Source organism: Arthrobacter sp. Soil_N43 (genome assembly GCF_057655195.1).
This window is the reverse complement of record NZ_JBDGML010000084.1, coordinates 46,014-58,887: the sequence shown is the minus strand read 5'-3', so window position 1 is coordinate 58,887 and position 12,874 is coordinate 46,014. Positions and strand designations below refer to the sequence as shown.

The 12,874-nt window shown below is 67.0% G+C and carries 10 protein-coding genes; 5 read left to right on the top strand and 5 right to left on the bottom strand.

The features are described from left to right. Window positions 1-248: 248 nt before the first annotated feature. A complete protein-coding gene (locus tag AC3A3W_RS09730) occupies window positions 249-1,067 on the top strand; it encodes a DUF1684 domain-containing protein (protein WP_487442315.1) in 819 nt (272 codons plus the stop codon). 120 nt (window positions 1,068-1,187) lie between these two features. On the opposite strand, the gene AC3A3W_RS09725 is transcribed toward AC3A3W_RS09730, so the two are convergent. Beyond that, window positions 1,188-2,420: an acyl-CoA dehydrogenase family protein gene (locus AC3A3W_RS09725; RefSeq protein WP_487442314.1), complete on the bottom strand. Its 1,233-nt coding sequence runs from the start codon at window positions 2,418-2,420 to the stop codon at window positions 1,188-1,190. Further along, entirely contained in the window at window positions 2,417-3,241 is an 825-nt protein-coding gene (locus tag AC3A3W_RS09720; RefSeq protein WP_487442313.1) for an SDR family NAD(P)-dependent oxidoreductase, read from the bottom strand. The genes AC3A3W_RS09725 and AC3A3W_RS09720 overlap by 4 nt, the downstream gene beginning before the upstream one ends. Before the next feature lie 108 nt (window positions 3,242-3,349). On the opposite strand from AC3A3W_RS09720, the gene AC3A3W_RS09715 reads away from it, so the two are divergent. From AC3A3W_RS09715 to AC3A3W_RS09700, 4 genes are all read left to right on the top strand, one after another. Continuing rightward, window positions 3,350-4,651 (top strand): glycoside hydrolase family 76 protein, encoded by a 1,302-nt coding sequence (locus AC3A3W_RS09715; RefSeq protein WP_487442311.1) that lies wholly within the window; start codon window positions 3,350-3,352, stop codon window positions 4,649-4,651. Window positions 4,652-4,840: 189 nt separating this feature from the next. Continuing rightward, a complete protein-coding gene (locus tag AC3A3W_RS09710; protein ID WP_487442309.1) occupies window positions 4,841-5,887 on the top strand; it encodes an iron ABC transporter substrate-binding protein in 1,047 nt (348 codons plus the stop codon). 4 nt (window positions 5,888-5,891) lie between these two features. After that, a complete protein-coding gene (locus tag AC3A3W_RS09705; RefSeq protein WP_487442307.1) occupies window positions 5,892-7,484 on the top strand; it encodes an ABC transporter permease in 1,593 nt (530 codons plus the stop codon). Next, window positions 7,481-8,656: an ABC transporter ATP-binding protein gene (locus AC3A3W_RS09700; RefSeq protein WP_487442305.1), complete on the top strand. Its 1,176-nt coding sequence runs from the start codon at window positions 7,481-7,483 to the stop codon at window positions 8,654-8,656. The genes AC3A3W_RS09705 and AC3A3W_RS09700 overlap by 4 nt, the downstream gene beginning before the upstream one ends. Here the strand turns inward: AC3A3W_RS09700 and AC3A3W_RS09695 are convergent. The 3 genes from AC3A3W_RS09695 to AC3A3W_RS09685 all read right to left on the bottom strand — a co-directional run bounded on the left by AC3A3W_RS09695 (window position 8,653) and on the right by AC3A3W_RS09685 (window position 12,867). Continuing rightward, a complete protein-coding gene (locus AC3A3W_RS09695) occupies window positions 8,653-10,305 on the bottom strand; it encodes a glycoside hydrolase family 32 protein (protein WP_487442304.1) in 1,653 nt (550 codons plus the stop codon). The two genes, AC3A3W_RS09700 and AC3A3W_RS09695, sit on opposite strands and share 4 nt — an antisense overlap. A gap of 149 nt (window positions 10,306-10,454) precedes the next feature. Beyond that, complete coding sequence (locus AC3A3W_RS09690) at window positions 10,455-12,035, bottom strand: glycoside hydrolase family 68 protein (protein ID WP_487442302.1); 1,581 nt, start codon at window positions 12,033-12,035, stop codon at window positions 10,455-10,457. A 220-nt stretch (window positions 12,036-12,255) separates the two neighbouring features. Next, window positions 12,256-12,867: a YdeI/OmpD-associated family protein gene (locus AC3A3W_RS09685; protein ID WP_487442300.1), complete on the bottom strand. Its 612-nt coding sequence runs from the start codon at window positions 12,865-12,867 to the stop codon at window positions 12,256-12,258. Window positions 12,868-12,874: the final 7 nt, after the last annotated feature.

Genomic DNA, 12,874 nt, shown 5'->3' with positions numbered 1-12,874 from the left:
CGGACTTGGCTCGTACACTGCGCTGGATACTGTGAGCCGGCTTACTTGTTCCTATGGCATGTTACCCGCAGCGCGCCGGGGCCGGGAATATGTCTCAGATGCTGTTACCGCCTTGAACCAGGCATCCGGGCCCGGTATGGGGCCCCCTCCCTCCGGGCCTCCAGCCGCACCCCCTGCACGGAATGGAGGGGCGGAATGAAGTGTGTTTGCCTGCGGTTGTACAGGCAGCCGTCTACCCTGGAGGAACCATGAGCACAGCACCCGATGCCCAGCTGCAGCGCTGGCACCGCTTCCGCAACAACCGCAATGCCGCGCTCGCCGCAGAGCACGGCTGGCTCACGCTCACCTCGTTCCAGTGGCTGGAAAGCCAGCCCTCCGCCGTCGACCTCGTCCCCGGCCTCTGGTCAACCGACGGCACGACGGCGGCCCTTGCCGCTGAGGCGGCCGACGGGCTCACGCTCGTGGAGACCGGGGACCCGGTGGATGGGATCATTACGGCCGAGCTCGCCGATGAGGAGTCATTGATGTGGGTCCAGTTCGGCGGCCCGGACGGCCGCCAGGTGGTGGTGGAGCTGGCCATGCGTGCCGGCAAGTACGCCATCCGCACCCGGGATTCGCAGTCTCCGGTTTTCACCGAGTTCGACGGCGTGCCCGCCTTTGATTACCGCCCGGACCTGGTGGTTGAGGCACGGTTTGAGGCGTTTGCCGAGCCGGAGGACGTTCCGATTGCGACCGCGAACCCGCTGGTGGACGGCGTGCACCGGAGCGTCGGCGAGCTGGTGTTCCGGCTCCCCGGGAAGGACCACGAGTACCGGCTTCACGCCGAGGAGGAGAAGCTGGGCGCCCTGACTGTCACGTTCCACGACGAAACCAATGGCGAGAGCACGGACGAGTGGCGCAAGGTGTCCACGGCACGGCCCAGGCCCGACGGGACCGTGGTTCTGGACTTCAACCGCGCCATCAACTATCCCAGTGCCTTCACCCCCTATGGCACCTGCCCGATGCCCGTTAAGAACAACAGCCTCGACGCCAGGATCGAAGCCGGCGAAAAACAGCCCAACCCCTGAGCGCGAACGGACACTTAAGCCCCCAGCCCCAGCGCGAACGCGGGCAGGAAAGGGGCCACAAGTGCCCGTTCGCGCGGGGCCGTAAGTGTCCGTTCGCGCTTCGAACCGCACGAGGGAGGGTCAGACGATCGCGGACACCCCGGTGACGGCGCGGCCCACGATGAGGGTGTTGATTTCATACGAGCCCTCGTAGGTGTAGATCGCCTCGGCGTCGGCGAAGATTTTGGCCATCCGGAAGTCCGTGACGATCCCGTTGCCACCGAGGAGAGACCTGCCCATGGCCACCGTCTCCCGCATCCTCGCCGACGTATATGACTTGGCGAGGGCCACCTGGGCCATGTCCGCAGCGTCACTGTCCTGCAGCTGGGCGATCCGCACCATCATGCCCATGCTCGCCACGGCGTTGCCCAGCATGGCGACGAGCTGCTGCTGAATGAGCTGGAACTTTGCCAGCGGCCGTCCGAACTGCTGCCGTTCGACGGCGTACCGCCGGGCGACGTCGAAGGCCGCCAGCTGCTGCCCCACGGCCTGCCACGCCACCATGATGCGCGAGCCGCGGAGCAGTTTGTTCGTGTCCTCGAAGCTGCTGATCGTCGCAAACCGGTCCGCCTCGCGCACCCGGACGCCATCAAACACGATGTCGGCGTTCTGCACGGTCCGCAGCGCGATCTTGTTTTCGATCCGGCTGCGGGTCACACCCGGCAGGGAGGCGTCCACGATGAACCCGCGGACCGCGCCGTCGGCTTCGTCGCGTGCCCATACCAGCATGTAGTCGCAGAACGTCCCGTTGCCGATCCAGCGTTTGGCGCCGTTCAGCACCCAGCAGTCGCCGCCGTCGTCGGCTGCTCCGCTGTGACTCGATACCCGGCGGGCCCGTGTTTCCATGCCGCCGGCAACGTCGGAGCCGTGCTCGGGTTCGGTGAGCGCGAAGGCGCCCGTGGTGCGCAGGTTGGAGGCATCGTCCAGCAGCCGGTCCCGCTGGTCGTCCGAACCGAACTCGTAGAGCGCCTCGACGAAGAGGTCGTGGTGGACCAGGAAAAAGGTGGCGATCGAGGTGTCCACGCGGGTTATTTCGGCGATCACCAGTCCGGCAAAAAGGTGGCTGTAGCCGCGCTGGGCAGGGGTGCTCAGCTCCAGGGCCGCGAGCTTCGGCAGGATGTGCGCCGGGAACTCAGCCCTGTTCCACCACTCCGCCGCGTACGGGGTGACCTCCGCAGCCAGGAACTCCCGCAGCTCGTGGAGTTTCCGCTGTTCGGGGACGCTGAGCATGGACTCGTAGTCGAAGAAGTCGGCAGTGGGCAGTGTTTCGACGGCGGCCGCGCCGCCAGCTTCAACACCGGTGACGCGCGTCATTTCGGGCCCATCCGGATAGCACCGTCGAGGCGGATGGTTTCGCCGTTCAGCATCGCGTTGTCCACGATGTGCGCCGCGAGATTGGCGTACTCGGCGGGCCGGCCCAGTCTGGACGGATGGGGCACCTGCCTGCCGAGGGAATCCTGGGCCTCGGGCGGCAGGCCGGCCATCATGGGTGTCTCGAAGATCCCGGGCGCGATGGTGACCACACGGATCAGCGAACGGGCCAACTCACGGGCCAGCGGCAGGGTCATGGCCGCCACGGCGCCCTTCGAGGCCGCGTAGGCCGGCTGGCCGATCTGGCCGTCGAACGCGGCAACGGAAGCCGTGTTGATGATGACGCCGCGCTCCTCCCCTCCCAGTTCGGTGGCCGTGGGCTCTGTGGCTGCCATGGCGGCGGCGGCCAGGCGGATCACGTTGAACGTGCCCACCAGGTTGACCTGGATGACGCGGTTGAAGGTCTCCAGCGGCAGGACGCCGTCGCGGCCCAGCACCTTGCCGGGGGTGGCGATGCCGGCGCAGTTGACCACGATCCGCAGCGGACCCAGCGCAGTTGCGGCATCGACGGCGGCCTGCACCCCGTGCTCGCTGGTGACGTCCGTGGGAACGAAGACCGCAGTGTTCGCGGGGCCGGTTTCCGAGCCTGCCTCCGAGCCGGCAGCGCCACCGGAGTTCAGCTCATCGGCGAAAGCCGCGCCGGCCGAAGAGCCGAGGTCCGCGAGCACCACGGAGGCGCCGGCGTCGAACAGCCGCCGGGCAGTCGCGGCGCCCAGTCCGGACGCCCCGCCCGTCACCAGCGCCACAGAACCCTTGATGTCCATACATCCTCCTTGATGCGGAAACCGGCAACCGGCGTGAACATTAGTTAGTGAATGTTAACTGAAAGCCGGGTCACGCGCACCCTTCCCGCGATTCGCTAGGCTGGCGGGATGAGCCAGCCCGACGCGTCAGCGCCCCCCGAGGACTTGCCCCGCTCCGGGAACCCGGGGACCGCGGAGCCCCCAGGATCCCCGGAGACCCCGGAGACCCCGGAGACCCCGGCCACACCGGCCGACTGGGCCGTCCGCGCCACCGAGGCCGCCCGTTCGGTCACCCGGGTGTTCGGCCAGCGGCTCTTTTTCCTGCCCGGGACCCACATCGGCGCGGTTTCCCGCCCCTCGGGCCGCTTCAGCCGACTGATCGGCCCATGGCATTACTGGTGGCAGGCCCACTACGTCGACTGCCTCGTCGATACCGGCCGCCGGGAACTGGGCACGGCGAACCAGCCCCCGGGCCGGTTCGACGGCGAACACCGCCCCAGCGCCGGCCAGCTCGCCTCCCGCCTGGTCACCGGCATCCGGCTGCGCAATTTCCTGACCTTCGTCAACAGCTATTACGACGACATGGCCTGGCTGGCCTTGTCCACCCTCCGGCTCGAAACCCTGGCGGAGGAAAGCCGCCGGCCAAGCCGCCGCCGCAGTGCGCGCATCCGCAGGAGCCTGACGCTCCAGTTCGACTCAGCCTCCACGGACGACCTTGGCGGCGGCACGTTCTGGAGCACGAAACGGGACTTCAAGAACACGCCGGCAACGGCCCCGGTGGCGCTCTACTACGCCCGCACAGGGAACCCGGCAAGGGCACAGGCACTCCTGGACTGGCTCGATGCCAAGCTCTTCGATGCCGGCCGCGGGCTCTACCTGGACGGGCTCCGGATCAGCCCGGCCGGCGAAACCGTCCTCGAGAACGCCGTCTACACCTATAACCAGGGCCCGGTCCTCGGCGCCCTCCTGGAACTCGGCGGCACCAAAAACCTGGAGCGCGCCGCCGCGGTGGTGGATGCGGTGTCGCGGCACCTGACGCTGGCTGGCGGCGTTGGGACCGGCGCCGTCCTCCGCTGCGAGGGAATGGGCGACGGCGGGCTCTTCACCGGAATCCTCACGCGCTACCTTGCCCAGGCCGCACGGGACGGACGCCTGCCCGGGGCCACCCGCGCCACTGCCGCCCGGATGGTCACCGACACCGCCGCGGCCCTGTGGGCGGGCCGCAGGGCAGTGGCCCCCGGGGAGGCCTTGGCCAGGCATGGCGGAGCGGGCCGGCTGATCTTTTCCCACGATCCACAGCGGGCGGCCGGCGAAACCTATCCGCCGGGCGCCGCCGTCGAGCTTTCCACCCAGCTCCAGGCTTGGATGGTGCTGGAAGCCGCAGCGTCCGCGGCAGCCACCCCGCCGCCCGCACCGGCAGCCACCCCCTAGGCCGCCGGCAGGTCGCCGCCGAATTACGTCATGCAACACTTCCGTAATTGATGTGATACTGATCACTTAAAGCGCCGAATGCGTTGCCCGTTAGGTATGGCTAACCTACAGTTTTCGAAGTGAGCATCGCCTAACTTCCCCTGCTCACCAGGACCCCGGTCCGACTGACGTTTTCAGAAAGAAGCCCCCATGAAGATCCGCAAGAACGCACTGGCCGGCATCGCACTCGCCGCCACCGCAGCACTGGGACTGGCTGCCTGCGGCGGCTCCCCCGCCCCCGCCGGAAGCGCCTCCGCAGAGGCGACAAACGGTGAGATCACGGTCTACAACGCCCAGCACGAGAGCCTCACCAAGGAATGGGCCGACGCGTTCACCGCGGAAACCGGCATCAAGGTCACCCTCCGCCAGGGCTCGGACACCGAGATGTCCAACCAGATTGTGCAGGAGGGCGCAGCCTCCCCCGCCGATGTTTTCCTGACCGAGAACTCCCCCGCAATGGCGCAGGTGGAGAACGCCGGTCTGTTCGCCGACGTCAACAAGGACACCATCGCCCAGGTTCCCGCCGAATTCCGCCCGACCACGGGCAAGTGGACCGGCATCGCGGCCCGCTCCACGGTCCTCGTCTATGACAAGGCCAAGCTGACGGCCGACAAGCTGCCCAAGTCCATGCTGGATCTGGCCAAGCCCGAGTGGAAGGGCAAATGGGCCGCATCCCCCAGCGGCGCCGACTTCCAGGCCATCGTGTCCGCCCTGCTCGAACTCAAGGGCGAAGCGGCAACCGCGGCGTGGCTCAAGGGCATGAAGGAGAACTTCACGGCCTACAAGGGCAACAGCACCGCCATGAAGGCCGTCAACGCCGGCGAGGTCGACGCCGCCCTCATCTACCACTACTACTACTACGGCGACCAGGCCAAGACCGGCGAGAACTCCAAGAACGTCACGCCATACTACTTCAAGAACCAGGACCCGGGCGCCTTCGTTTCCGTTTCCGGCGGCGGCGTGCTGAAGTCCTCCAAGAACGCTGACAAGGCCCAGGCCTTCCTCAAGTTCATCACCGGCAAGAAGGGCCAGGAAGTGCTGCAGAAGGGCACGTCCTTCGAGTACGCCATCGCCTCCGGCGTCCCGGCCAACGAAAAGCTGGTTCCGGTCAAGGAACTCCAGGCTCCGGCAGTGGACCCGGCCAAGCTGAACTCCGCAAAGGTCACCGAGCTGATGACCAAGGCAGGACTGCTGTAATTCTGTGACCACGCAGGTATCGGCACCGGAGGTTTCCGGAGGCACGACGACGGCGGGCCGGGGCAAGCGCCCCCGCCCGCCTTTCGGCGTTTCTGCGGTCGCCGTCCTGGCGGTGCTGATCGCCCTGTTTTCGCTCATCCCGCTCGGCTACGTCGTCTTCATGACCGTGGCGACCGGCTGGGAGACAGCCGCCGCGCTTATTTTCCGCGAGCGTGTGGGGGAACTGCTCCTCAATACGGTGCTGCTCACGGTGTTCACGGTGCCGCTGTGCCTGGTCCTCGGTGTCGGCGGAGCCTGGCTCGTGGAGCGGACCACGCTGCGGGGGCACAAGGTCTGGGCTGTGCTGCTGGCCGCACCGCTGGCCATCCCTGCCTTCGTGAACAGCTACGCCTGGGTGTCGGCCGTTCCGTCCCTGCAGGGCCTGTTCTCCGGCGTCCTGATCGCCACGCTCTCCTATTTTCCGCTTGTGTACATCCCCGCAGCGGCTACGCTGGGCCGGCTGGATCCCGCCATCGAACAGTCCGCCGCGTCCCTGGGGCTGGGCGCCTGGCGGGCGTTCTTCCGCGTTGTCCTGCCGCAGCTGCGGATCGCGATGACCGGCGGCGCCCTCCTCGTGGCGCTGCACCTGCTGGCTGAATACGGTGCGTTCGCCATGATCCGCTTCGACACCTTCACCACGGCCATCATGGTGCAGTACCAGTCCACCTTCAACGGCACCGCCGGGAACATGCTGGCCAGCGTTCTCGTGTTTTTCTGCCTCCTCCTGCTGCTGGCCGAGGTCCGGAGCCGCGGCACCGCCCGCTACGCAAAAGTGGGGTCGGGCGCCCAGGCCAAGGCACTCCGGCTGCCCCTGCACGCTTACCAGGTGCCCGCGCAGCTGTTCCTTGCGGCGCTCACAGCGCTGGCCTTCGGGCTTCCGCTGGCCTTCGTGCTGCGGTGGATCATGGCCGGCGGTGCCGAGATCTGGGCGGCTGACGAGTTCCTCCCCGCACTCCTGCAGACCCTCGGCTACGGACTGGGCGGCGCCCTGGTGACCACGGTGGTGGCCTTCCCCATGGCCTACCTTGCCGTGCGCCATCCCGGCTGGTTCAGCAAGGCCCTGGAGCTGTCGAACTACATCACCAGTTCCATGCCGGGAATTGTCGTGGGGCTGGCGTTCGTGACCGTCAGCATCCGGCTGGTGCCCGAGATGTACCAGACGGCCGGCGTGCTGATCGCCGCCTATGTGCTGCTGTTCCTCCCCCGGGCCCTGGTGAACATCCGGGCCGGGCTGGCCCAGGCACCCAAGGAACTGGACGAGGCAGCCCAGGCGCTGGGAACGCCGCCGCTGCTGGCCTTCATCCGTGTCACGCTGCGGCTGACGGCCCCGGCCGCCGCAGGCGGTGCAGCCCTGGTCTTCCTGGCCATTGTCAACGAGCTCACCGCAACGCTGCTCCTCTCTCCCAACGGCACCCGCACGCTCGCCACGGAATTCTGGACCAAGAGCAGCGAAATCGACTATGCCGGCGCGGCGCCCTACGCCCTGCTGATGATCGTCATCTCAGCACCCATGACGTATTTGCTCTTCCAGCAGTCCAAGAAAGTAGCGGGACAGTGACCGAACAATCGCCTTCCAGGGTTCCGGAACCGCGGATCTCGCCGTCCGTGGCTCCCACCACCAACAGCCACCTGGTGATCCAGGACGTCACCAAAAACTTCGGTTCCCAGGCAGTCCTGAAGGGCGTCAATCTGTCGGTGGCCAGGGGCGGCACCACCGCCATCGTGGGGCCGTCCGGTTCCGGCAAGACCACTCTGCTGCGCCTGGTCGCCGGGTTCGAGCATCCCGGCACCGGCAGCATCTTGCTGAACGGGTCCCCTGTCGCCGGCGACGGCGTGTGGAAACCGGCGCACAAACGGCACGTCGGGTATGTGGCCCAGGACGGTGCCCTGTTCCCGCACCTGACGGTGGGGCAGAACATCGCATTTGGGCTCAGCGCCTCAAAGCTCGACGGCGGGCGGCGGGCCATTGCGGCCAAGGTTGCCGAACTGCTGGAAATGGTCTCCCTGGACACCGCCATGGCCAAGCGGCGGCCGCACCAGCTGTCCGGCGGCCAGCAGCAGCGGGTGGCCCTGGCCCGTGCCCTGGCCCGTGAGCCCGAACTTATGCTGCTGGATGAGCCGTTTTCCGCCCTCGATGCCGGCCTTCGGGTGGCAACGCGCCGCGCCGTGGCGAAAGTGCTGAACGAGGCCGGCGTGACCACGATCCTCGTGACCCACGACCAGGCGGAGGCCCTGTCCTTCGCCGACCAGGTGGCCGTGATGCGTGGCGGCAAGCTCGCGCAGATCGGCAATCCGTTTGTGGTCTATACGCGACCTGCGGACCGGGCCACCGCCGAATTCCTGGGCGACGCCGTCATCCTCGACGCATGGATGGAAGGCTCACTGGCCACGTGTTCGCTGGGCGGCATCCCCGTGCGCCGCCCTCCGGCCCAGGGCCGCGTGCAGCTGATGCTGCGTCCCGAGCAGATCCGGATTGCCGAGGACGGGAACATCCGCGGAGTGGTGGTGGACACCGACTACTTCGGGCCCGAGACCACCGTCCGGCTGAAGCTGGCCGTGCCCCCGAAGCTCGCCGGAGCGATGCCGGACCACCGTTACCCCGGCGGCGGGGAAGTGATCACCATCCGGCACTGGAACGCCTCCATCGCCCAGCCGGGCATGGAACTTTGCCTGCGCGTCGTGGGCGAGGCAGTCGCATTTCCGGTCAACGGCGACGGGCCGTCTGCCTAGCCGGCCGTGGCCAGCGGTGTGTACTTGAACGATTTCAGTGTTGCGCTGCCGCCTGCCGTGGCGGCGGTGACCGTGTGCTGGCCCTCCCGCGGGAAGACCAGCGAGGTCAGGGTCTGCTCGCCGCCGTTGACGAAGACCTCGACGGAGGAATAGTCCACGAACACAGTAAGCTCCACGGTCCCCCGGCCGGGTGCCGATCCGCCGCGCGGCGGACTCGAGGCTGAGCGCCGGTCGGTGAAAACGGGGCCGAGCGATTCCGCTCCCGGGACCACGGCCGAGCGCGTCACGAACGCGTTCCCCTCTTCGAAGTCGTAGCCGACCGTGGCGAAGTCCGCCGAGCCGCTCCCGAACCGGAGCTGGGCTTCGGACGCGTCGTCGTCCGGACCTCTTTCGAGGGTCACGTCCAGCCGGTACGCCCCGCTTCCGGGCACTGGAAGCTCCCCCGCGCCGTCTTCCGTGACGCGCCGGCCCGTGACGGTCTGGGCGGCACCTTCCAGAACCGACAGGCCCTTGCCGGGAGTGGACACCAGCGACGGCCTGCCGTGGAGTGTCTTGAGGCGGATGTCCCGCACTATCGAATCGGCGCCGCCCTGCCAGTCAGCGGTGGGCAGCTTGCGCGCGTAGTCCCAGTTGTTCATCCAGCCGATGGCATGGCGGGACGCCATCCGCTGGTTTTCCGGAAGCCGGGGATCATCCCAGGTGACGGCCGCGTAAAAGTCCGATCCGGCGTCGAGCCACTGGTGCCGATCGTCAGCAGGCGTGAAAGAGGTCCCGTCCCAGTTTCCCGTCCAGTAGGCGACGCCGGTGGTCCGGCCTTCCTCGGAGCCGTTGGCGCTCGCGGCGAGGACCCAGGTGCGCTTGGCGGGATCGCCGTCCACGTCCAGCTGGAACAGGTCCGGGCATTCGAGGATTCCCAGCCCCCGGCGCTCAAAGGCCGAGACATACCGCCAGTCCTTGAGATCGCGCGAGGTGTAAAAACCGATCTTCTCGCCCTCTGCCAGGGCCATGACCCACTGCCCGTTGGCCTCATCGCGGATGATCTTCGGGTCCCGCCAGTGTTCTGCTCCGGGGTTGTCCATAACGGGGTTGCGCTCGTAAGGCTTGAAACTGAAGCCCTTGTCCGTCGAGTAGAACAGGGATTGCCTCTGCACGCCCTTGTCCTGCTGCGTCATCACGGCGATGACGGCGTCCTTGCCGAAGCCGGCCGTGTTCTCGGTGTCCACCACCGCGCTGCCGGTTTCAATATCTCCCAGGCCGTTCTTGAATTTCTCGATGGCCACCCCCTCGTCTTTCCAGTGCACCAGGTCGGTGCTGGTGACGTGGAACCACTCCGTGCCGTTCCCCTCCGGGTGGTCGGCGTTGTAGAGGTAGTAGTAATGCCAGACGCCGTCCAGCAGGAACGGCCGCTGCGGGTCGTTCATCCATTCCTTCTCCGGCGTGAGGTGGTAGGCCGGCCGGAACTGCGATGCCCCCTCGGGGCGGCTGAAGCTGGGCCCGGCCGGCGCCGGCGTCGTTTCCCGCGGCGCGCCGCCTTCTGGTCCGCTCCCCACTGCTAGCGCCGCTGCCACGGCCAGCACGGCAGCCAGAACGGCGGCCACCGCGATCCAGCTCGCACGGGGGCCGAGTTTTCGTAGGGAATAACGCTGCATGTCCGCCGATCGTCGGAGAATGGTGAAGCGCCGGCAGGGCCGCGGGGCTGCTGCCGGCGCTCACTGGCCAGATTCAATTTTACCGCTGCCGCATCCCCGGGGATTCCGGGAGCGCGGTCACTGGCCTCGTCTCCCTAATTCAGAGGTTGTTACTTGTGGACGTTCGTGGGCAGGTACCCGAAGGGCCCAAGGCCGTTCAGGCCGAAGGTCCGGTCGACTTCCGACACACCGTTGCGGAAGTTGATCTTCACGGTCGGTGAGAGGCTTCCGCCGCGCCGCCCGTCCACGTTGTCGATGAACGACTGCACCAGGCCCTTGGGCTGCACGTAGTGCGAGTAGGCCTGGAACTGGCGGCCGTTCTGGTTGGGGGTCGGGGCTTCCGGCTGTTCCGAGGGCAGGTTCAGGTCCGTCGGGGAGCCCAGGACCAGGCCGCTGTTGTTCATCGGCTGGTAGTCGGAGCGGATGCCGTTGCCCACGAAGCCGTAGACGCCGTCCGGACCGCGCATGCCGGCCGCATAGGTGAACTGGTGGCTGATGGTGAACAAATAGTACTTGGTCTCGCCCTTTTCCTCCTGGATGAAGATCTGCGGGCGCTCGGTCTGGTCGTTGACGCAGTTCGCGGACAGGATCGGGGGCAGGAAGTGCCACCTGGTGAGCGCGGCGTTGTCCGCCACGGCCAGTCCCACGTTGGCGGTCTGGTTGTAGGCGCCGGAGTTGTTCACCTGTGTGACGGTTTCGGCGTACGGGTCGCCGGCGCGGTAGCCAAGATCCTCGGCCTTGCAGCGGTAGTCACCCTTCTTGCCGCCCGTGTTGCCCTCGAAGACCATGAAGGTCTTGCCCGGATGGGCCGGGTCCTCGAACGTGAACGGGTCGCGGAAGGCGAAGCCCGGGTTCTGTTCCTTGGTCTGGTACATCACGCCGTCGGGCTCGAGCAGTTTCGTGTGCTGGAAGTTGCCAAAGCGAACGCCCGTGCTGTCTGCGCTGATGTTGCCCAAGGCCGTGGCGATGGCAGCGTCAGGCGGTGCGCCGCCACGGCCGCGGTTGCGTTCGTCCCTGTCGGTGAAGGTGGTTGCCGTATAGAACACCTGGACCCGGTTGCGGGCCACCAGCCTGGTGGAGCCGGACCATTCCGTGTTGCCGATTGACTGTCCGTCAGGGAACACGTGGCCGCCGTAGATCCACTGGTCGTTGAACGGGTCGGCGTTGGTCTTGCGGTAGAAGTAGCCGATGCGGGCATTCCAGTGGCGCTGGTCGAAGGTGTAGCCGCCATTCCGGTCAGCGACGAGTGCGAAGATGACGTCCCAGCCTTTGTAGCTCAACTGGTTGGCTTCCGCGTCGGTCAGCGACCAGGTGTCCCACACCCAGACCTTGTCGTTCATTTCCGGGAAGTCCCGCGGAATCTCGGGCATGGTCACGGCCGGGCTCATGGAGTTTTCGCCGGTTTCCACAGTGGCGTCGCTTTGGGCCATGATCTGCCGCGCGTCGGCACGGGTCCACTTCGCGGTGAACTTGTCCTCCGGCTCGTGCGCCTCCTGGGAGTGCGGGGTGGGGAAGGCGAATCCGGGTGTGGGCGGTGGAAGCACTTCACTGGAGGGCGGATCCGCCGGAATGTTCGCGCTGGCGGCCGGGGCGCCGAGCAACGTGGCAAAAACCAGTGTGACGGTCGTCCCGGCGACCGTCAGAAACCGGAAACGCCTGTTTCCGGGCAGGGTGGAACTCGCTGAGGGCATGATGGTTCCTCAAAAGGTGCAGCAATAAGCGAACGTCCGGCGTCTGGACTGCCGGCGTGATCCCGTGCGTGAGCCTGCACCGCTGGGCGCAGAGCGCAGGCCATTCTGCCGGGGATGGTGTTTTCAATCTGGTCCGCGATGACCAGGATCCTGAAGTCGACCGGCGGAAAAGCATCCGGCGGAACGACAATTTAGGTCTAGCAGGCCCCTCTCGGAGAGGTCAAGGGTTAATTGCTTGGCCTGCCGGACGCTTCTTCTGCGGGTAGGGCGCCTCACCGCGGGCCAGCATCTCCACGAAACCGGCGATTTTCCGTGCCCGGGTGGAGGCCTGCTTGACCGAGTTGGTGCGGTAAATCAGGGCGAAGCGGTTGACCGAGCTGAGGACGTCAAACATGGCCTGCGCCTCGGGAACCGCGGCAATGGCAGCCGCGAGGTCCTCTGGCACTTCGGCGGTGGCCGGGCCCGAATATGCCGCTTCCCAGCGGCCGTCCGCTTTGGCGGCGTCGACGGCTGCCCGGCCGGCGTCGGTCATTCTCCCGGCCGCTTCGAGCTTTTCGATACGGTCCACGTTCCGTGCCGACCAGACGCTCTTGGGCCCCCGTCGGGTCATCCGCTGGAAGGAGCTCTCGTCGTCGCGCTTTCTTGCCTGGCCGTCGATCCAGCCGAAGCACAGGGCCTCCTGCAAGGCCGCTTCGTAGTCCAGTTCAGTGGCGTTGCCGCCCTTCTTGTGCAGCACCAGCCACACTCCCGGACTGGCGGCATGGTGCTCTTCCAGCCAGGTGCGCCATTCGGCTGCGTCCTTCAGCAGAAGTTCCTCGAGTTCAGTGGCCATGGCACCA